22 protein-coding genes are annotated in these 19,306 nt (G+C 68.5%); 19 read left to right on the top strand and 3 right to left on the bottom strand.

The features are described from left to right. Positions 1–2 precede the first annotated feature (2 nt). Positions 3–914, top strand: coding sequence for a tRNA (adenosine(37)-N6)-dimethylallyltransferase MiaA (miaA, locus tag C5E10_RS09745; RefSeq protein WP_258071069.1), 912 nt, complete (start codon positions 3–5; stop codon positions 912–914). Positions 915–965: 51 nt separating this feature from the next. Then, entirely contained in the window at positions 966–1,877 is a 912-nt protein-coding gene (dapF, locus tag C5E10_RS09740) for a diaminopimelate epimerase (RefSeq protein ID WP_104331468.1), read from the top strand. Here the strand turns inward: dapF and C5E10_RS09735 are convergent. Further along, on the bottom strand, positions 1,846–2,457 hold the full coding sequence (locus C5E10_RS09735; RefSeq protein WP_104331467.1) for a class I SAM-dependent methyltransferase: 612 nt from the start codon (positions 2,455–2,457) through the stop codon (positions 1,846–1,848). The two genes, dapF and C5E10_RS09735, sit on opposite strands and share 32 nt — an antisense overlap. A gap of 36 nt (positions 2,458–2,493) precedes the next feature. Between C5E10_RS09735 and hflX the strand changes: the two genes are divergently transcribed. Beyond that, positions 2,494–4,020: a GTPase HflX gene (gene hflX, locus C5E10_RS09730; RefSeq protein WP_104331466.1), complete on the top strand. Its 1,527-nt coding sequence runs from the start codon at positions 2,494–2,496 to the stop codon at positions 4,018–4,020. Positions 4,021–4,135: 115 nt separating this feature from the next. Here hflX and lexA read toward each other — a convergent pair whose 3' ends face one another. After that, positions 4,136–4,789, bottom strand: coding sequence for a transcriptional repressor LexA (lexA, locus tag C5E10_RS09725; RefSeq protein ID WP_104331465.1), 654 nt, complete (start codon positions 4,787–4,789; stop codon positions 4,136–4,138). Positions 4,790–5,014: 225 nt separating this feature from the next. On the opposite strand from lexA, the gene C5E10_RS09720 reads away from it, so the two are divergent. From C5E10_RS09720 to C5E10_RS09665, 12 genes are all read left to right on the top strand, one after another. Further along, a complete protein-coding gene (locus tag C5E10_RS09720) occupies positions 5,015–5,332 on the top strand; it encodes a LysM peptidoglycan-binding domain-containing protein (protein ID WP_104331464.1) in 318 nt (105 codons plus the stop codon). A 45-nt stretch (positions 5,333–5,377) separates the two neighbouring features. After that, complete coding sequence (locus C5E10_RS09715; RefSeq protein WP_104331463.1) at positions 5,378–6,466, top strand: histidinol-phosphate transaminase; 1,089 nt, start codon at positions 5,378–5,380, stop codon at positions 6,464–6,466. Between the two features lie 9 nt (positions 6,467–6,475). Further along, positions 6,476–7,084 carry an imidazoleglycerol-phosphate dehydratase HisB gene (gene hisB / locus C5E10_RS09710; protein WP_104331462.1) on the top strand — a complete coding sequence of 203 codons (609 nt, stop codon included), beginning with the start codon at positions 6,476–6,478 and terminating at the stop codon, positions 7,082–7,084. Beyond that, on the top strand, positions 7,081–7,734 hold the full coding sequence (gene hisH, locus C5E10_RS09705; protein WP_104331461.1) for an imidazole glycerol phosphate synthase subunit HisH: 654 nt from the start codon (positions 7,081–7,083) through the stop codon (positions 7,732–7,734). Before hisB ends, hisH begins: the two co-directional genes overlap by 4 nt. 121 nt (positions 7,735–7,855) lie before the next feature. Then, complete coding sequence (gene priA / locus C5E10_RS09700) at positions 7,856–8,599, top strand: bifunctional 1-(5-phosphoribosyl)-5-((5-phosphoribosylamino)methylideneamino)imidazole-4-carboxamide isomerase/phosphoribosylanthranilate isomerase PriA (RefSeq protein ID WP_104298968.1); 744 nt, start codon at positions 7,856–7,858, stop codon at positions 8,597–8,599. Between the two features lie 17 nt (positions 8,600–8,616). Further along, complete coding sequence (locus C5E10_RS09695; protein ID WP_104331460.1) at positions 8,617–9,462, top strand: SseB family protein; 846 nt, start codon at positions 8,617–8,619, stop codon at positions 9,460–9,462. A gap of 108 nt (positions 9,463–9,570) precedes the next feature. Next, a complete protein-coding gene (locus C5E10_RS09690; RefSeq protein WP_104331459.1) occupies positions 9,571–10,692 on the top strand; it encodes a polyprenyl synthetase family protein in 1,122 nt (373 codons plus the stop codon). Next, positions 10,692–11,558 (top strand): squalene/phytoene synthase family protein, encoded by an 867-nt coding sequence (locus C5E10_RS09685; RefSeq protein WP_104331458.1) that lies wholly within the window; start codon positions 10,692–10,694, stop codon positions 11,556–11,558. The genes C5E10_RS09690 and C5E10_RS09685 overlap by 1 nt, the downstream gene beginning before the upstream one ends. Further along, entirely contained in the window at positions 11,555–13,123 is a 1,569-nt protein-coding gene (gene crtI, locus C5E10_RS09680) for a phytoene desaturase family protein (protein WP_104331457.1), read from the top strand. The genes C5E10_RS09685 and crtI overlap by 4 nt, the downstream gene beginning before the upstream one ends. Next, entirely contained in the window at positions 13,120–13,812 is a 693-nt protein-coding gene (locus C5E10_RS09675) for a monooxygenase (RefSeq protein ID WP_104331456.1), read from the top strand. The genes crtI and C5E10_RS09675 overlap by 4 nt, the downstream gene beginning before the upstream one ends. Positions 13,813–13,897: 85 nt before the next feature. Then, positions 13,898–14,737, top strand: a complete 840-nt coding sequence (locus C5E10_RS09670) for a carotenoid biosynthesis protein (protein ID WP_104331455.1) — start codon at positions 13,898–13,900, stop codon at positions 14,735–14,737. Then, entirely contained in the window at positions 14,734–16,260 is a 1,527-nt protein-coding gene (locus tag C5E10_RS09665) for an NAD(P)/FAD-dependent oxidoreductase (protein ID WP_104331454.1), read from the top strand. Before C5E10_RS09670 ends, C5E10_RS09665 begins: the two co-directional genes overlap by 4 nt. 86 nt (positions 16,261–16,346) lie before the next feature. On the opposite strand, the gene C5E10_RS09660 is transcribed toward C5E10_RS09665, so the two are convergent. Further along, positions 16,347–16,721 (bottom strand): DUF1844 domain-containing protein, encoded by a 375-nt coding sequence (locus C5E10_RS09660; RefSeq protein WP_104240890.1) that lies wholly within the window; start codon positions 16,719–16,721, stop codon positions 16,347–16,349. A 291-nt stretch (positions 16,722–17,012) separates the two neighbouring features. On the opposite strand from C5E10_RS09660, the gene infC reads away from it, so the two are divergent. The 4 genes from infC (at position 17,013) to C5E10_RS09640 (ending at position 19,280) form a co-directional block, all read left to right on the top strand. After that, positions 17,013–17,684, top strand: a complete 672-nt coding sequence (infC, locus tag C5E10_RS09655) for a translation initiation factor IF-3 (RefSeq protein ID WP_104240891.1) — start codon at positions 17,013–17,015, stop codon at positions 17,682–17,684. Beyond that, positions 17,684–17,878: a 50S ribosomal protein L35 gene (gene rpmI / locus C5E10_RS09650; protein WP_104240892.1), complete on the top strand. Its 195-nt coding sequence runs from the start codon at positions 17,684–17,686 to the stop codon at positions 17,876–17,878. Before infC ends, rpmI begins: the two co-directional genes overlap by 1 nt. Before the next feature lie 38 nt (positions 17,879–17,916). Further along, positions 17,917–18,303 carry a 50S ribosomal protein L20 gene (rplT, locus tag C5E10_RS09645; RefSeq protein ID WP_068481110.1) on the top strand — a complete coding sequence of 129 codons (387 nt, stop codon included), beginning with the start codon at positions 17,917–17,919 and terminating at the stop codon, positions 18,301–18,303. 176 nt (positions 18,304–18,479) lie between these two features. Next, entirely contained in the window at positions 18,480–19,280 is an 801-nt protein-coding gene (locus tag C5E10_RS09640; protein ID WP_104240893.1) for an RNA methyltransferase, read from the top strand. The last annotated feature ends 26 nt before the right edge of the window (positions 19,281–19,306 follow it).

Raw genomic sequence — 19,306 nt, 5'->3', positions numbered from 1 at the left:
GCGTGTTCATCGCCATCGGGGGAGCGACCGGCACGGGGAAATCGCAGTTGTCGCTGGACATCGCCGCCCGCCTGCGCGCCTCGGGGCGCGGAGCTCAGGTCATCAACGCCGACGCCATGCAGCTCTATCGGGGCATGGATGTCGGAACCGCCAAGCTCGCCCCCGAAGACCGTGAGGGGGTGCCGCATCACCTGCTCGACGTGCTCGATGTCACGGAAGACGCGAGTGTCGCCTGGTATCAGGAGCGGGCTCGAGGGCTGATCGAGGAGATCGAGGCAGAGGGAGATGTGCCCATCCTCGTCGGGGGCTCTGGGCTCTACATCGCGGCCGTCTGCTTCGATCTGCGCTTTCCAGGGACCGACCCCGCCGTGCGAGCCGAGCTCGAGGCGGAGCTGCAGCTCGATGGTCCCGGTCCGCTCTTCGCTCGGCTCCGTGCCCTCGACCCCCAGGCCGCGGCCACCATCGACGCGCGCAACGGACGGCGCCTCGTGCGGGCGCTCGAGGTGATCGAGGTCACGGGGGAGCCGTTCAGTGCCCAGCTGCCGGACCAGGAAGCGAGATGGCGGGACGTGACGTTCGCCGTCGTCGAAGAGCACCGGGAGGTGCTCACCCCCAGGCTCGACGCGCGCGTCGAACGCATGTGGGAGTCGGGGCTGCTGGAGGAGACGCAAGCGCTTGCCGACGCCGGGCTCGAGCAGGGCGGAACCGCCAAGCGCGCGATCGGGTACCAGCAGGCACTTGCGGAGCTTCGGGGCGAGATGAGCCGTGTCGACGCGGTCGCGGAGGCGCAGCTCTTGACGCGGAAGTACGCCAGGCGGCAGGTCTCCTGGTTCCGACGCTACGAGAGCGCGGTCCGCGCCCAGAGCGGTGAGGGGTTCGCGGCGCAGCGCATCCTCCAGGCCGCCGGACTCTGATCGGGAGATGACGGCGCACACGGGGATCGAGAGTTCCGTAGCATTGGCCCCATGACACAACTCGCGTTCACCAAGGCGCAGGCCACCGGCAACGACTTCGTCCTCGTCTCGGACCCGGACGGGGAGCTGGACCTCGGGCCTCAGCGCGTGGCGCGGCTGTGCGATCGCAATTTCGGTGTCGGCGCAGACGGCCTCATCCGGGCCGTCCGCTCGCAGTATCTCGCGGAAGGGCGCGAACTGCAGGCAGCCCACCCTCTGGCCGAATGGTTCATGGACTACCGCAACGGCGACGGATCGATCGCGGAGATGTGCGGCAACGGGGTGCGCGCGTTCGCGCGCTTCCTCACGGAAACCGGGCTGGTGACCCTTGAGGCGGGTGAGCGCCTGGAGATCGGCACGCGTGCCGGACTGCGGGTCGTCGAACGGGACGGCACGGGCTTCAAGGTCGACATGGGGCCCTGGCGCCTCGAAGGCGGCGAGCCGCTCGTCACCGTCCCGCACATCGGCGTCTCACGCCCGGGTCTCGGGATCGACGTCGGCAACCCGCACGTCGTCGTCGCGCTCTCGAGCGAAGAGGAACTCGACCGGCTCGAGCTCTTCCATGCACCGCTCATCGATCCAGCCCCCGAGCTGGGAGCCAACGTCGAGTTCGTCGTGCCCCACGACCAGCTGGTGCAGGACGGCGTCGGGCACATCCGGATGCGCGTGCACGAGCGGGGCGTCGGCGAGACCCTCTCCTGCGGCACCGGGGCCGTCGCATCAGCACTGGCGGTTCGCTACTGGGCTGGCGCTGGCGCGCCGGACGCATGGTCGGTCGGTGTGCCGGGTGGCGTGCTGCAGGTGACGGTCGCAGCGCTCGAGGGCGTCGAGCACGTCTTCCTGGCGGGGCCGGCCGAGATCGCCTTCACGGGCAGCGTCGAGGACGAGCTCGCTAGCGAGCTCGCCTCACCCGCAGCACTCTGAAGCCCGCGTCCGTCGAGTGCCGCTCGACGGACAGCTCGGGCCCGAACTGCGCCGCGATCCAGGACTGCAGCGAGTCGCCGCCGAGCTTCTTGGCCACGACGAGCCACGCCTCTCCTTCGGCGCTGAGGCGTGGCAGCCACGCGGAGAGCAGCTCGTGCAGGGCGTCCTTGCCGATTCGGATGGGCGGGTTCGACCAGATGAGGTCGAAGGTCGTGTCCTCGGGGACATCCTCGGGGCGCGTCGGCGTGATGTTGTCGAGTCCGAGCGCCTGCGCATTCTCACCGGTGAGCAGCAGCGCCCGTTCGTTGACATCGACGGCCCGCACGTCCAGTTCGGGCGACTCGAGTGCGAGTGCGAGGGCGATCGGTCCCCAGCCGCACCCGAGGTCCAGGGCGGTTCCGGTCGAGGGAGGCGGGGGCGCTGCGTGCAGGAGGGCCTGGGTGCCGCGGTCCACGTGCTCAGGGCTGAAGGTGCCGCCTGCCGTGATGACGGTCACCGTTCGGCCCCGGAGGTTGGCGACGACGCGTCGCCGTTCCAGAGGCCCGTCAGGGGTTGCTGAGAAGTAATGCTGAGCGGTCACCCCTAGACGCTAGCACCGGCGTAGAATAGTACGAATATGCGAGATTCTGAGACTCCTCCAGGCGAAAGCAACGACGCGATCGACCGAATCCTCCGAGCCGCGAAGGAACCGGGCGCCACGATGACCCTGTTCTCCTCCGGCAGAGCGCAGGCGCTGCAGGACGGCGCCAGCACGAGCTATGACGGCGAGGCCGACGGCGACCAGCTCGAACGCGAAGCCAGGCAGTCGCTGCGACGAGTCGAGAGCCTGCGAACGGAACTCGAGGACGTCACCGAGGTCGAGTACCGCAAGGTGCGCCTCGAGCGGGTCGTGCTCGTCGGCGTCTACCGCAGGAACTCCCTCGAGGAGGCCGAGAACTCGATGCAGGAGCTGGCCGCACTCGCCGAGACTGCGGGAGCCGTCGTCCTCGACGGCGTGCTGCAGCGTCGGCCGAACCCCGACCCCGCCACGTACCTCGGCCGGGGCAAGGTCGCTGAGCTCAAGGAGATCGTCGCGGCGCTCGAAGCCGACACGGTGGTCGCCGACACCGAGCTCGCGCCCAGCCAGCGTCGCGCGCTCGAAGACGAGATCAAGGTGAAGGTCATCGACCGCACCGCGGTGATCCTCGACATCTTCTCGCAGCACGCCAAGAGCCGCGAGGGCAAGGCGCAGGTCGAGCTGGCGCAGATGGAGTACATGCTCCCGCGTCTCCGCGGCTGGGGTGAGTCGATGTCTCGGCAGGCCGGTGGTCAGGTTGGCTCTGGCGGCGCCGGCATGGGGTCAAGAGGCCCTGGAGAGACCAAGATCGAGCTGGACCGTCGGCGCATCCGCACGAAGATGGCCAAGCTTCGCCACCAGATCGCCGACATGAAGGATTCGCGTGACGTCAAGCGCGCGACTCGACAGCGCAACCAGGTCCCGGCGGTCGCGATCGTGGGGTACACGAACGCCGGCAAGTCGAGCCTCCTCAACCGCATCACGCATGCGGGCGTCCTGGTCGAGAACGTCCTCTTCGCCACCCTCGACGCGACGGTGCGCAAGGCCGCGACCGAGGACGGCCGCCCTTACACGATCGCCGACACGGTGGGCTTCGTGCGCAACCTGCCCCACCAGCTGGTCGAAGCCTTCCGTTCGACCCTCGAGGAGCTGCAGGCAGCCGATGTCATCGTGCACGCCGTCGACGCCTCGCACCCGGATCCCGCCGCGCAGCTTGCCACGGTGCGAGACGTCATCGGCGAGGTCGAAGCCCACGACGTTCCCGAGATCGTGGTCTTCACGAAGGCCGACCTGGTCGACAGCGATCGACGCCTCGAGCTCCAGGGGCTCGCCTCCGACGGCATCTTCGTCTCAGCGCACACGGGCGAGGGCATCGACCTGCTGCTCGGGCGCATCGCCGAGCTCCTGCCGACCCCCGAGGTGACCATCGAGGTTCTCGTGCCCTTCGAGCGCGGCGATCTCGTCTCGTACCTGCACGAACGAGGAGCGGTGCTCGAGCTCGAGCACGTCGAGAGCGGCACGCGCCTCAAGGCCCGGGTCCACCCCGACCAGCTCGGACTGTTCGAGGCGTTCGCGGTCGCAGGCTGACGCACGCGCCTCGGCCCTCCCGAGGGACAGACACAGAAGAGCGGCGAGCCCATCGGGCTCGCCGCTCTTGTGCATCTGCCGACAGATCTGCCTGCACCGGTGCTGCTGGCCGCCCTCAGATGGAGCGAAGGACAGCGACGACCTTGCCGAGGATCTCGGACTCGTCGCCGAGGATCGGCTCGAAGTCGCTGTTGCGGGGGAGCAGCCAGATGTGGCCGTCGCGCTTGCGGAAGGTCTTGACCGTGGCTTCTCCGTCGAGCATGGCGGCGACGATGTCGCCGTTCTCCGCGGTGCGCTGCGACCGCACGACGACCCAGTCGCCGTCGCAGATGGCGGCATCGATCATCGACTCGCCAACGACACGGAGGAGGAAAAGCTCTCCCTTGCCGACGATCTGACGGGGGAGCGCGAAGACGTCTTCGACCTGCTGCTCCGCCGTGATCGGGATGCCGGCTGCGATCCTGCCGACCACCGGGACGAACGCGGCCTCAGCTGTCTCGTTGGAATCGCCATCGTCGGTGTGGTCGAAGTGCACGAGCACCTCGAGGGCGCGGGGCATGCCCGGATTGCGCTTGATGTAGCCGAACTTCTCCAGCTGGCCGAGCTGGTGGGTGACGCTCGACAGGGAGACGAGGCCGACTTCGTCGCCGATCTCGCGCATGCTCGGCGGGTACCCGCGCGTGCGCACCGACTCCATGATGCAGGTCAGGATGCGCTCCTGCTTCTCGGTCAGTTTTCTGTAGATGTCGCTCGCTGGCTTCTTGGCCATGTCGTCTCCGTCCGCTCTCCGACACGGAATGTCGGTGGCAGGTGATGCACTGCCTGATAGCGCCAACCCTACCGAGGGTGCACGCAGGTACGAAACATTTCTTCGAGTGTTGTGGATGAAAGTTCGAGAGATTCGAACTGGAAGCCTTGACTTGACACTTTGTTCGTAGCTATATTCAGTACATACATTCGACCACTCGAAGATGTGGACGAATCAGGAGGAATCATGAACACCACTGCTGTCGCACCACTCCGCCTCACCGTCCGAGGCCGTCGTGTCCTGCTCGCCGTCGCCGCGCTGCCCGTCGCCGCGGCCATCGCCCTCGGGGCCACGCACATGAACTCCGCGGCGGCCTCGAGCGACGCCGCAGACGTCGAGTTCGAGTACGTCACCGTCGGCGCTGGCGACACGCTCTGGGGCATCGCCGAGGAAGTCGCGGGCGATTCCGATATCCGCGACGTCATCGTCGAGATCTCCAAGCTCAACGCCCTCGAGAACGGCACGGTTCAGGCCGGGCAGCGACTCGCGCTCCCACTCGACTGAGTCCACAGCCCATTCCAGGCGCAGACCGCGTCGTAGGCTTGTGCGGTGACCTCGTTCGAAGACCTGCCCATCCGTGACGACCTCCGCGGACTCACCCCTTACGGAGCCCCGCAGCAGCCAGTGCGCGTTGCCATCAACGTCAACGAGAATCCGCATCCGGTGCCCGAGGTCGTGGCCAGGCGAATCATCGAGGCTATTGCCCGCGAGCTTCCGGGGCTCAATCGCTACCCGGACCGCGAGTTCACGAAGTTACGGGAGCAGCTGAGCATCTACCTGGGTCGGGGCATCGGTCCCGAGCAGGTATGGGCCGCCAACGGCTCGAACGAGATCATGCAGCAGCTGCTGCAGGTCTTCGGTGGCCCCGGGCGCAGCGTGCTCAGCTTCACGCCGAGCTACTCCATGTACCCCCTGCTCGCCAGGGGGGTGGGCTCCGAGTGGATCCCGGTGCCGCGCGCTGACGGCTTCGCGCTGACCGCCGACCTCGTCACCGAGTCGCTTCGTCGAGAGCGGCCCCACATCACCATCATCTGCACGCCGAACAACCCGACTGGCACCGTCACCGACCTCGACGTAATCGCAGCCGCCTACGACGCGACCGACGGCATCCTGATCGTCGACGAGGCCTACGCCGAGTTCCTCCCTGATGGTCAGGAGACCGCCCTCTCCCTCCTCCCTGGTCGCGAGCGGCTCGTGGTCTCGAGGACCATGAGCAAGGCGTTCGCCTTCGCTGGCGCCCGCGTCGGGTACTTCGCGGCTCACGAGGCGGTCGTCGACGCCGTCCGACTCGTTCGGCTGCCCTACCACCTCTCCGCGATCACCCAAGCCGCCGCGACCGCAGCGCTCGAGTGCTCGGAGATCATGCTCCAGCAGGTCGACGGCATCCGCGAGCAGCGCGACCGCCTGCTGGTGGAGCTGCCCCGCCTTGGCTACACGCCGTGGGAGTCTGGCGCGAACTTCGTGCTGTTCGGCGACGTCGCGGATCCCGCGGACACGTTCCAGCAGCTCCTCGAGCGCGACATCCTGGTGCGGGATGTCGGCATCCCGAACGCGCTTCGGGTGACTGCCGGGACGCGCGCGGAGACGAGCGCGTTCCTGGCCGCACTCGCCGAGATCACCGATGCAGGGAAGGCCTAGGCTGGAGCGATGACCACGACGCCACGCACCGCGACCGTCTCACGCGCGACGAGCGAGTCCTCGATCGAGCTGAGCCTGAACCTCGACGGGACCGGCATCGCCGACATCCAGACGTCGGTTCCGTTCTATGACCACATGCTGAACGCCTTCGCGAAGCACTCGCTGACCGATCTCACGATCCGCGCGACGGGTGACACCGAGATCGACGTGCACCACACGGTCGAGGACACGGCGATCGTGCTCGGTCAGGCGATTCGCCAGGCCCTCGGCGACAAGTCGGGCATCGCTCGCTACGGCGATGCGAGGGTGCCGCTCGACGAGTCGCTCGCCCAGGCCGTCGTCGACATCTCTGGGCGTCCGTTCCTCGTGCACACCGGCGAGCCGGAGGCCTTCGTCTACCACCTCATCGGCGGGCACTTCACGGGCGCGATGGTGCGTCACGTCTTCGAGGCGATCACGTTCCACGCCGGCCTGACGGTGCACGTCGAGGTCGTCCGCGGGCGCGACCCGCACCACATCGCCGAAGCTGAGTTCAAGGCGTTCGCCCGTGCGTTCCGCGCGGCCAAGCGCTTCGACCCGGAGGTCGTGGGCATTCCTTCGACCAAGGGCGCGCTGTGACGCCAGTCGCACGCCCACGGGTGGTCGTCGCTGACTACGGCTCTGGCAACGTGCACTCGGCCGTGAAGGCGCTCGAAGCGGCTGGTGCTGAGGTCGAGCTGACGGCCGACCGCGCTGCCGCGTACGACGCAGACGGCTACGTCGTGCCAGGTGTCGGGAGCTTCGCTCACGTCATGGAGGCCATCAATCGTCAGCGCATCGGAGAGATCGTCGGTCGGCGCCTCGCAGGCGGGCGCCCCGTGCTCGGCATCTGCGTCGGCATGCAGATCTTCTTCGACGGCGGCATCGAGGGTGGCAGGAGAGCCGAAGGCCTGGGCGAATGGCCGGGCGAGGTGACCGAGCTGCGGGCCGAGGTCCTTCCGCACATGGGATGGAACCTCGTCGACCCTCCGGCCGACTCGAAGCTCTTCGCCGGCATCGCTCGCGAGCGCTTCTACTTCGTGCACTCGTACGCGGCGCATGAGCTCCCGCTCGACCCGCATCCGAAGGCCCGCCCGGTGCTCGTGACCCATGCCGAGCATGGCGAGCGCTTCATCGCCGCAGTCGAGAACGGCCCGTTGTCGGCGACGCAGTTCCACCCGGAGAAGTCCGGCGAGGCTGGTGTGCGCCTGCTTCGGAACTGGATCGAGACGCTGCCGAAGCGCGCCTAGTCCTGCTCTGTCGGCGCGCTGCACCGCCGCCTGCCGATACGCTATTGCCCGGACTGCCAGGGCATCCCCTTTTGGCGTCGATGCCCCGGCGCCTCAGAACGAGAACAAGGAACCTACGCGCGTGAGCGAATTCAACACGTCACCGGAGCTCGTGCTCTTCCCCGCAATCGACCTCGCCGGCGGCAAGGCGGTTCGTCTGGTTCAGGGCGAGGCCGACTCCGCCACGAACTACGGCGATCCTGTGGATGCGGCGGAGGACTGGATCGAGCAGGGCGCGGAGTGGATCCACCTCGTGGACCTCGACGCGGCCTTCGGGCGCGGGGAGAACCGCAGCGTCATCAAGCGCGTCATCCGGGCGGCCAAGCACGTCAATGTCGAGCTGTCCGGCGGGATCCGCGACGACGAGTCCCTCGAGCGTGCGGTCGACGCCGGTGCGCGCCGCATCAACCTCGGTACCGCCGCGCTCGAGAATCCGGAGTGGGCGGCGAACGTCATCGCTCGCTACGGCGAGCTCATCGCCGTTGGCCTCGACGTGCGTGGCACCACGCTCGCGGCTCGCGGCTGGACGCGTGATGCTGGTGACCTCTGGTCGGTGCTCGAGCGGCTCGAGGAAGCCGGCTGCGCTCGCTACGTCGTGACCGACGTGACGAAGGACGGCACCCTCCAGGGTCCGAACCTGCAGCTCCTCAGCGACATCCTCGACCGGACCGACCGTCCCGTCGTCGCCTCTGGCGGCGTTTCGAGTCTCGACGACATCGCGGCGCTGCGTGGCCTCGTGCCGCAGGGCCTCGAGGGCGCGATCATCGGCAAGGCGCTCTACTCGGGGGCTTTCACGCTCGTCGAAGCCCTCGACGTCGCATCCTGACTCGAGAGGTCTGACCCATGCCGTCGCTGCCAGAGCACTTCCAGCCCAGCAAGGCCGACTCTGCTGGCCAGAGCTGGTCCGGGCGCAGCTTCGGCGACAACCCGTTCCGCGGCGACGACGGCACGGCGCCGGCGCAGTTCGTCGCGGCGATGCGACGCTTCAGGGCTCGAGAGGTGGGTCCCGACGCGGTGGTCGACGCATTGCGGCAGGCTCGTGTGCTGATCCCGCTTGTGGCGAAGCTGGGTGAAGCCGATGTCAACGCGCAGGGTGTCACCGTCGACAAGAGCGCTGATCTCTCCATCGTGACGGTCGCCGGCCCAGACGGTCGCACCGTCCTGCCCGTGTTCACCTCGGCGGAGGCCATGAGGGGCTGGAATCCCAAGGCTCGGCCGGTGCCTGCGCTCATGCAGCGGGCGGCCATCTCGGCTGCTGCCGAGGGCAGCGACCTCATCGTGGTGGATCCGACGAGCGAGACGGAGTTCGTCGTCCGCCGTCCGGCAGTGTGGGCGATCGCGCAGGAGCAGGGCTGGGTGGCCCCGTGGGTGAACCCGGTTGTCACGGGTGAGCTGTCGAGGGTGATGGCAGAGCTCGAGGAGGTGCTCGGCATCGATCTCGTGCCCGGCGATCCGGAGGCTCGCCTGGCCGGGCCCGAGCTGCGTGTGGTGCTCCACGTCGGTGGCGACGCTGGCCGAGAGGAGCTCGCGGAGCTGTCTCGCCGAGCCAGTGAGCTGCTGCAGGGGAGCGAGGCGTTCCGCACGGAAGTCGACTCGCTCGGCATCTCGTTCGCACGTGCCAGCGCTGCTGCTTCGAGCGACGCGGAGAACCGGCGGCGAGATTCTAAGCGGTCGTGGTGGAGGCGCTGAGGGGATTGACCAGGCGCGGCAACTCGGGGAAGGCTTGCCTGTACGCTCGAGCAGAAGTAATTAGATACTCTTATTGCTAGCCAACCGAGCTAAAGGGAGTGGTGCCGAGTGATCCGTGAGCCTCTGGCGAGCCCCCGTGGCCAGGGTTCGGACTTCGACCTCGCAGCGCAGCAGCTGCTCGAGGTGAGAAGGCGAATCGAGGAGTTCCTGGCCGGACGAGTCGCAGCCGCGGCCGCGATCGACGAGGGCCTCGCGACGCTGTGGCGCATCACGGCGCGCAGCGCCGAAGGGGGAAAGCTCTTCCGCCCCGCGCTGGTCATGCAGGCCTACCAGTCCTACACGGGCGCAGCAGAGGTGCCTGAGTCGGTCATGGAGCTGGCGACCGCGACCGAACTGCTCCACCTCGCGTTCCTGACCCACGACGACGTGATCGACAACGACACCATGCGCAGGGGTGAGCTCAATCTCCTCGGCAGCGTCGAGGAGATCGTGGGAGGACCGGAGTTCGACGACGAGCGCGGCAACCGCCTGGGGCAGGCCGCCGCGATCCTGGTCGGCGATCTCCTGCTCTCCGAAGCGCACCTCAGGGTTGCGCGCATCGACCAGCCCCACGCCGTTCGTCTGCGCGTGCTCGATGCCATCGAGCGCGCCCTCGCGGTCTCGGTTGCCGGTGAGTTCAGCGACGTGAGCCTGTCGGTTCGAAGCGACCATCCGGCATTGGCCGAAGTCCTGTCGATGAGCTCGAACAAGACCTCCGCGTACACCGTGCTGCTGCCGCTCGAGCTCGGTCTGATCGCGGCGGGTGCCGACGGTGCGGTGGATGCGCGTCTCATCGCCCAGTTCTCGGACGCCGCCGGGCTCGCCTTCCAGCTCCAGGACGACCTGTTCGGCGTCTTCGGAGACCAGCACAAGCTCGGGAAGGCGCCGTACTCGGATATCCGGGAGGGCAAGTTCACGGCGCTCATCGCCCTGGCCTGCGGGACCCCGGTCTGGGGTGAGCTCGAGTCGCTGCTCGGCGACCCGATGCTCAGCGAGGCGGATGGCGCGAAGGCGCGCGACCTCATCGACGCGTCGGGCTCGCGCGCCGCTGTCGAGCAGGAGCTCGCGGCCCAGTTCTCGAGGGCACGAGCCGCCGCGAGGGCCGTGGGTGCTTCTGGACGCGAGGGGGAGCGGAACCTGGCCGAGATGCTGGAGCGTCTGCTGATGCTGCTGGAGAGGCGAACGTCGTGATGTCGCCACTCGAGCAGTACACGCGCACCGCGGAGAAGTCCGCGGCCGAGGTCATCTTCGCCTACTCGAGTTCCTTCGGTGCGGCATCGCGCTTCCTCGGGCGCCGTACGGTCAAGCCGGTGCGCAGCATCTACGCGCTGGTCCGCGTGGCCGATGAGATCGTGGATGGTGTCGGCGCGCTCGCCGGCCTCTCCCTCGAGCAGCAGCACGCGGCGCTCGACGGGCTCGAGGCGCAGACGCTCGAGGCCATCGAGTCGGGCTTCAGCACGAATCTTGTCGTCCACGCGTTCGCGGTGACGGCGCGACGCTGCGGGTTCGGAGCCGAGCTCGTCGTGCCCTTCTTCGCTTCGATGCGCATGGATCTCGAGCCTCGCTCGCTCGACGTGGAGGAGCAGCGGCGCTACGTCTACGGTTCCGCTGAGGTCGTGGGGCTGATGTGCGTGCGGGTGTTCCTCACCGGTGTCTCTCGCACCGCGGAGCAGCGGGAGCGCATCGACGCGGCGGCCTGCGCGCTCGGCGCCGCGTTCCAGAATGTGAACTTCCTCCGCGACGTGGGTGACGACGCCGACCGGCTCGGCAGGGACTACCTGCCGGTGGAGGGTCTGGAGTCGGCGCCGCTCGACGAGCGGCGCAAGCTCATCTGGCTGGACCGCATCCGCACCGATCTTGCGACAGCGGATGCGGGCATCCCGCTGCTACCGAGGGATTGCCGGCGGGGCGTGGCCCTCGCGAGTGCGCTCTTCGCTGCGCTCGCCGACCGCATCGCGGCGACGCCGGCCGATCAGCTGCGCACCACACGCGTGAGAGTTCCCGGCGCCGAGAAGGCGCGCATCGCAGCACGAGTCCTTCTGGAGACACGATCATGAGCACCCGAGCAGTAGTCATCGGCGCCGGAATGGCCGGCCTCGCCACATCGATCCTGCTCGCGCGGGACGGCTTCGCCGTGACGGTGCTCGAGAAGAACGACCGGGTCGGCGGCCGAGCTGGCCTTCTCGAGGTCGACGGCTTCCGCTTCGATACCGGCCCGAGCTGGTACCTGATGCCGAGCGTCTTCGACCACTACTTCGCGCTTGCCGGCACGAGCACCGAGGAGCAGCTGGATCTGCGCATGCTCGACCCCGGCTACCGCGTCTTCCCCGAGCCGGAGCAGACGGGGGGCGCAAGCGAGCCCCTCTCCATCCCCTACGGACAGGACGCCGTGCGGGAGCTCGTGGCTGAGCTCGAGCCAGAGGCGCTCGCCGCCTTCGACGACTACCTCGAGACCGCGAGACGCGCCATGGACATGGCGGAGGAATCGTTCCTCTACAACACGTTCAAGAACCCGGCCACGCTGCTCGGCGCCCCTGTTCGCCGCGAGCTCCCCGAGCTGCTGACGTGGCTCACGGTCCCGCTCGAGAAGTTCGTGGAGGAGTCGTTCACGCATCCGCTGCTCAGGCAGATCCTCGCCTACCAGGCGGTGTTCCTCGGAACCGACCCGCGCCGCGCTCCGGCGATCTACCACCTCATGAGTCGCATGGATCTCGTCGAGGGCGTGCAGTACCCCATGGGCGGATTCACCGCCGTGGTGGATGCGCTGCACCGGCTCGCCGTCGAGGCCGGCGTCGAGTTCCGGCTCGAGGCCGAGGTCACGGACATCGCCGTGTCGCATGGCTGGAGCCGTGGCGTGCACTGGCGCGACGCTGACGGGCAGCGGCACTTCGAGGATGTCGAGGTCGTCGTCTCCGCCGCTGACCTGCATCACACGGAGACGCGGCTGCTGCCCGAGCGGTACCGCAGCTACCCGGAGCGCGTGTGGAAGCGCACATCGTCGGGTCCTGGGGCCGTGCTGGTGATGCTCGGCGTCGAGGGCGAGCTGCCCGCCCTGCCGCACCACTCGCTGCTGCTCACGAAGGAGTGGGGGGAGAACTTCGACGCCATCTTCGGCGAGGGCGTCGCCCTGCCTGACCCGGTCTCCGTCTACGTGTGCAAGCCGAGCGCCACGGATCCGGCAGTCGCGCCGGAAGGGCACGAGAACCTGTTCCTGCTCATCCCGGTCAAGGGCGAGGAGAGCATCGGTGGGGGAGGAGCAGATGGGGCGGGCGATGCAGAGGTCGAGCGGATCGCCGATCTCGCGATCTCCCAGCTCGCCGAATGGACGGGCGCCTCCGACCTGGAGCGCCGCATCGTGGTTCGCCGGACGCTCGGCCCCGCCGATTTCGTGCACGACTACAACTCGTGGCGTGGCGGCATCCTCGGCCCGTCGCATGAGCTCGCCCAGTCAGCCATGCTGCGTGCCGGCAACGCGTCCCCGAAGGTCAAGGGGCTCTACTACGCGGGCGCGACCGTCAACCCCGGCGTGGGCGTCCCGATGTGTCTGATCAGCGCTGAGCTGGTGCTCAAGCACGTGCGGGGCGACCGGAGCGCTGGCCCCCTCGAGGTCGACCGCCGGTGACGGTCACCACCGTCCACCTCTGGGGCACCGGCAGCGCGAGCGCCGGCCTCTCGCTGACCGCGAAGACCACGCTGCAGCTCCTGGGCCGGCGACGTCCGGAGGGTCTGCGATTCGCGCGTGTCATGGGCACGGCGCGGGCGACGAGCTTCTCCTCGCGCGACGCCGACCTCGGGCATTGGGCGCTCGTCGCCGCCTGGGAGTCGCTCGAGGCAGCGGACGCGTTCGATCGAGGGGCCCTCGTGGGCGCGTGGGACGCACGCTCGCGGGAGCGACTCAGGGTGCGGATGCGCGCCATCCGCTCGGTCGGCCTCTGGGGAGGTCGCGAGCCGTTCGGGCCCGCCGTCGCGGAGGCCGAGGAGGGGCAGCGGGTGGCCGTCATCACGCGGGCGCGGATCAGGGCCTCGTCGGTGCCGCGCTTCACGGGGACCGTGCCACCCATCGCTGCCGAACTCCTCCGCGCGAGGTCGCGCGGTCTCGGTCTCGCGTTCGGGATGGGCGAGCTGCCAGCCGGCCTCCTCGGCACCTTCACCCTCTGGGAGTCCGAGCCGGCGCTTCGCGCCTTCATCAGCGGCGCACCATCGCACAGAGCCGCCATGGCCGACAGCCGAGCGGGCGGATGGTTCGCCGAGGAGCTGTTCGCGCGTTTCGCGGTCGATGCCGTCGAGGGCTGGTCGGCCACGACTGCATGACCTCTCCCGCGAAGAGCGGGCCACCATCCGCCAGAACGTCAGACGACGCAGATCCAGAGCCACGACCGAGAGGAACGGACTCAAGATGACCGCCATCACACGACGACTCATGTGGGTGACACTCGCAGCAGGCATGTTCGTCCAGAGCCTGTTCGCCTTCACCGGAGGCGGCACCGTGCCGCTGACCATCGCGAGCGTCGCCCTGCTCGCCGCCACCGGGGTGCTCCACGCCTGCGCGACCCGCGGGCCGCGGTTCGCCTCCGTGCTGCTCGCCGCCGCTGCGATCGGCTTCTTCGCGGAAGTCATCGGAGTCGCGACGAGCTTCCCGTTCGGACAGTACATCTACACGCCGTCGCTCGGCTTCTCGCTCTTCGAGGTGCCGCTCATCGTGCCCCTCGCCTGGGTGACGATCGCCTACCCCGCGGTGATCATCGCGCGGCGACTCATCGGCACGGCGCCTGGCGTGCTACGGCGTATCGTGCGCGTCGCCGTGGCCGCGTGGGCGCTCACCGCCTGGGACGTCTTCCTGGACCCCCAGATGGTCGATTCGGGGCACTGGGGCTGGAAGCACCCTGACCCGGGGATCCCCGGCGTCGACGGCATCCCGCTCACGAACTTCCTCGGCTGGTACCTGGTCTCGCTCATCATCTGCGGGCTCATCGACGCCGTCGCCGCTCGCTCGCAGAAGGTCGACGGCGCACCGAGCGACGCAGCTCCCTTCACCGTCTACCTGTGGACGTACGCGACGTGCGTCGTCGGCAACCTCACGTTCTTCGAGCGACCGAGCGTGGCTCTCGTCGGCGGCCTCATCATGGGCGCTATCGCGATCCCGCTTGTCGTCGTGCTGCTGCGCGACTGGCGGGCAAGGAGAGCCGAGCGCTCCCTCGTGGCCTCCGGGGCGCAGGCCGGGGACTCCCCGCGATGAGCACGGTCGTGGTGATCGGGGCGGGGGTCGGCGGGCTCGCCGTGGCAGCCCGCCTCTCCGCGCTGGGCCACGACGTCACGGTGCTCGAGCAGGCCGAGAAGGTCGGGGGCAAGCTCGGCACCCTCGAGCATGACGGCTTCCTCTTCGACACCGGGCCGTCGCTCGTGACCATGCCGTACGTGTTCGCAGAGCTGTTCGCGGAGACGGGGGCGCCGATCGAGTCGGTCGTCGAGCTCCGCCGACTCGAGGTCGCCTGCCGGTACCGGTTCGCCGACGGCAGCGAGCTCGACATGCCCGGACGGATCGAGGAGATCCCCGCTGCGCTCGACGCGGCGCTCGGTGCGGGGACCGGGCAGCAGTGGGCGCGCTTCCTCGAGCGCTCGGAGCGCGTCTGGGACATCGCCAGGGGGCCTTTCCTGGAATCGCCCATCGATGCGGCTGGGATCGCTTCGCTCGCCGTGAATCCGCTGTCGCTCGCACGGGTGGCCCCCTGGCGCAGCCTGCGCGGGTTCGGCGAGCGCGACCTCTCGGACCCTCGCCTGCGGGCACTCCTGGATCGCTACGCGACGTACACGGGGTCCGACCCGAGGCGGGCGCCGTCTGCGCTCGCGACGGTGCCGTACGCCGAGCAGGCCTACGGCTCCTGGTACGTGCCCGGAGGCCTCTGGCGGCTGGGGGAGGCTATCGCCGAGCGCGCCGTGGAGCGCGGGGCACGCATTCGCACGGGGGTCAGAGTCGCCCGCATCCTCCAGGAGGGCGCCAGGGTCTCCGGGGTCGAGACGAGCGAGGGGGAGCGTCTCGCCGCGGATGTCGTCGTCGCGAACGCCGACGCTCAGTCCGTCTACGGGGAACTGCTGCACAGCGAGGGGGCCAGGCGCGCCGCCAGGAGCCACGAGAAGCTCGACCCCTCGCTCTCGGGCTTCGTCATGCTCCTCGCCCTCGACGACCTCCAGCGTGCGAGCTTCGCGCACGACGAGGCGACGCACCACAGGGTGCTCTTCGCCGAGGACTACGACGCCGAGTTCGATGCGGTCTTCGGCGTCGGGGCGCACGCGGGGTCCGGGCCGAGGCCGGTCGAGCGGCCCACGATCTACGTCTCGGCGCCGCAGGATCCGGCGACCGTTCCGGGGCCGCACAGCGGCGCCTGGTTCGTCCTCGTCAACGCGCCCAGGCACGACCCGGAGCACGGTGTCGACTGGGACGAGCCGGGGCTCGCCGAGCGCTACGCGGAGTCGCTCATGGAGCTCATGGCCGAACGCGGTCTCGACGTGCGGCCGCACGTGAGGTGGATGCGCATCCGCACCCCGGCGGACATCGAGCGCGACACGCTCTCTCCGGGAGGCTCGATCTACGGGACGGCGTCGAACGGCGCGAAGGCGTCCTTCCTGCGGCCGGCCAATCGTCAGCCCGTCGAGGGGCTGTACCTCGTCGGCGGTTCCTCGCACCCGGGAGGGGGGCTTCCGCTCGTGACCCTCTCGGCGGCTATCGTCGCAGAGCTGGTCGGGCCTGCCGAAGGCCGCTGAGCGCCCGGAGGTCGACCCACGAATCGACGAAGCCCGCTCGTCGGCCAGAAGGCTCGGCAAGCGGGCCGTGGTCCCGCGGTCCGAGCTCAGCCGTAGACGGGGCCGGTGAGGTCCTCGCCAGGTCCCTTGCCGACGGGGTCCGGGTGCTCGGATGCTTCGCGGAACGCGAGCTGCAGCGAGCGCAGGCCGTCGCGCAGGGGGCGCGCGTGGTGGTCACCCAGGTAGGGGAGGCTCGCGGTGAGCAGGCCTGCGAGCGCCGAGATGAGCTTGCGGGCCTCGTCGAGGTCGAGCTCGTCGTCGCCGCTGTCCTCGTCAAGCCCGCACGCGACTGCGGCGGCGCTCATGAGGTGGACGGCGGTTGTCGTGATGAGCTCGACGGCCGGGACTTCGCCGATGTCGCGACGCAGATCACCGTACTCTGGCTCGGCTGCGGAGGGGTTTTCGAGTGAGGCGTCGGTCACGCTGGTCCTTTGTCCGGAGTTCTGGTAATGTGGCGAGCGGTTTCTGCTGTGCAGAGGCCACGAAAGAGGATTCGTCCCACCCGCGCAAACCGCTCTACGTAGGTTACCGGGTTGCTCCACTCCCTTCCTTGCCCGGCCTCGCGGCTGTGCTGGAAGAGGTCACAGAGTTCGCACGAACTGCACTCGTTGCAGGATGCGCAGACTCGGTGGCGATGGGTGGAAACACGCTGCGAGCGCAGCGTGGTTGGTGTGACGCCTCCTTTCCACATTCAGTGAAGTCAGGAGCCTTCCATCAGCGAACCACGTACCAATGACCGCATCCGTGCCAGTGAAGTCCGCCTTGTCGGCCCGGGCGGTGAGCAGGTCGGAGTAGTCAAGCTCGAGATGGCGCTGCGCCTCGCGCAGGAGTCTGAGCTCGACCTCGTCGAGGTCGCCCCCAACTCGAAGCCCCCCGTCGCCAAGATCATGGATTACGGGAAGTTCAAGTACGAGGCCGCCCAGAAGGCCAAGGAAGCACGTCGCAACCAGGCGAACACCGTCCTCAAAGAGGTCCGTTTCCGTCTGAAGATCGACGCCCACGACTACGAGACCAAGCGCAAGCGCGCCATCGGCTTCCTCGAAGACGGTGACAAGGTGAAGGCCATGATCCAGTTCCGCGGCCGCGAGCAGTCGCGCCCGGAGATGGGTGTGCGCCTCCTCCAGCGTTTCGCCGAGGAAGTCTCGGAGTACGGCACTGTGGAGTCAAACCCCATGATCGATGGCCGCAACATGGTCATGATCATCGGCCCGTTCCGAAACAAATCCGACGTCAAGGCTGACGCTTCCGCGAAGCGGAATGCGGCCCGCGAGGCGTCTCGAGCGGCCAAGCACGGGCAGCCGTCAACTGGCGAAGCTGCGAATGAATCTGCAGATGAAGCTGCAACAGAGTCTGTACCAGAGTCTGCAACCACAGAGGAGAACTAATGCCGAAGCAGAAGACCCACTCGGGCGCCAAGAAGCGCTTCAAGGTCACGGGAAGCGGCAAGCTCATGAAGCAGCAGGCCGGCCTCCGCCACAACCTCGAGGTCAAGTCGCCGGGTCGCAAGGCTCGACTGAACCAGGACCAGCTGCTCTCCAAGGCAGACGCCAAGGTCGCCAAGAAGCTGCTCGGCCACTAAGCCGCCCGCACCACACTTACTGAGGAGAATCAACACACATGGCACGTGTAAAGCGGGCAGTAAACGCCCATAAGAAGCGTCGCGTCATCCTTGAGCGCGCATCCGGCTACCGTGGACAGCGCTCGCGCCTGTACCGCAAGGCCAAGGAGCAGGTCATCCACTCGATGGTCTACTCCTACCGTGACCGTCGCGCCAAGAAGGGCGAGTTCCGTCGCCTCTGGATCCAGCGCATCAACGCCGGATCCCGCGCGAACGGCCTCACGTACAACCGCTTCATCCAGGGCCTCGGCCTTGCTGGCATCGAGGTCGACCGCCGTATCCTCGCTGAGCTCGCCGTGAACGAGCCCGCGACGTTCGCCGGTCTCGTCGAGGCAGCCAAGCAGGCGCTCCCGGCCGACACGTCGGCTCCGCGCGCAGCGGCCTAGTCACCACCGCGGCCCGATTCGCTCTCTGAGTGTGCCGGCCGTATGAACATGCGGTCGAGAGTCCAGCTCTCGGCCGCATGTTCTTTTCCTAGGGCCTGCACTCTCCATCCGCACCTGGCTCGATGAGCATCCACTCAAGCAACGCAGCGCCTCGCGCGCAGGAAGAAGTCGACACCATGATCGAGAGCCCGCGCAACGCGCGCGTCAAGGACGTCAGGAAGCTCGCGCAGAAGTCGGAGCGTCAGGAGACTGGCCTCTTCGTCATCGAAGGCCCGCAGGCGGTCCGCGAGGCACTGGTCTCGCGCCCAGAGCTCATCGAGGAGCTGTTCGTCACGCCGACGGCGCTCGAGCGGCACTCCGAGCTGCGTGGCCTTGCCGAGGAGGCCCAGCTCGAGGTCGACTTCGCGAGCGAGGAGGCCATCGACGCGATGGCGGACACGCGGACCCCGCAGGGCGTCATCGCCGTGTGCCGTCAGTTCCCCGCTTCCATTCGGGATGCGCTGAGCGGTTCGCCAAAGCTCGTCGCGATCCTCGAGGAGGTGCGCGACCCGGGCAACCTGGGCACGATCATCCGTGCTGCCGACGCTGCGGGCGCCGACGCGGTGATCCTCACGGGCCGGACCGTCGACCTCTACAACTCGAAGGTCGTGCGTTCGAGCACCGGCTCCATCTTCCACCTGCCGATCGCCGTCGAGGTGACCCTGGACGTCGCCACCTCGCGCGCTCGAGACGCTGGTCTCCGGATCGTCGCCGCCGACATCGACGGCTCGGACCTGCTGTCGGCTCGTGACGCCGGCGAGCTGGCGCAGCCGACCGCCTGGCTCTTCGGGAACGAGGCTCGCGGCCTCGACGCCGAGCAGCTCGCGTATGCCGACGCGACCATGAGCGTGCCGATCTACGGGCGAGCGGAGTCGATGAACCTCGCGACCGCGGCTTCCGTCTGCCTGTACGAGAGCGCGTTCGCGCAGCGCGCCTGACCGCAGCGCATCTGGACGCCCGGGCC

The sequence above is a fragment of the Pseudoclavibacter sp. RFBG4 genome, assembly GCF_002931515.1.
Classification (GTDB): domain Bacteria; phylum Actinomycetota; class Actinomycetes; order Actinomycetales; family Microbacteriaceae; genus Pseudoclavibacter.
Note: the sequence above shows the minus strand (reverse complement) of the source record. Positions and strands in the feature narration are given on the sequence as shown.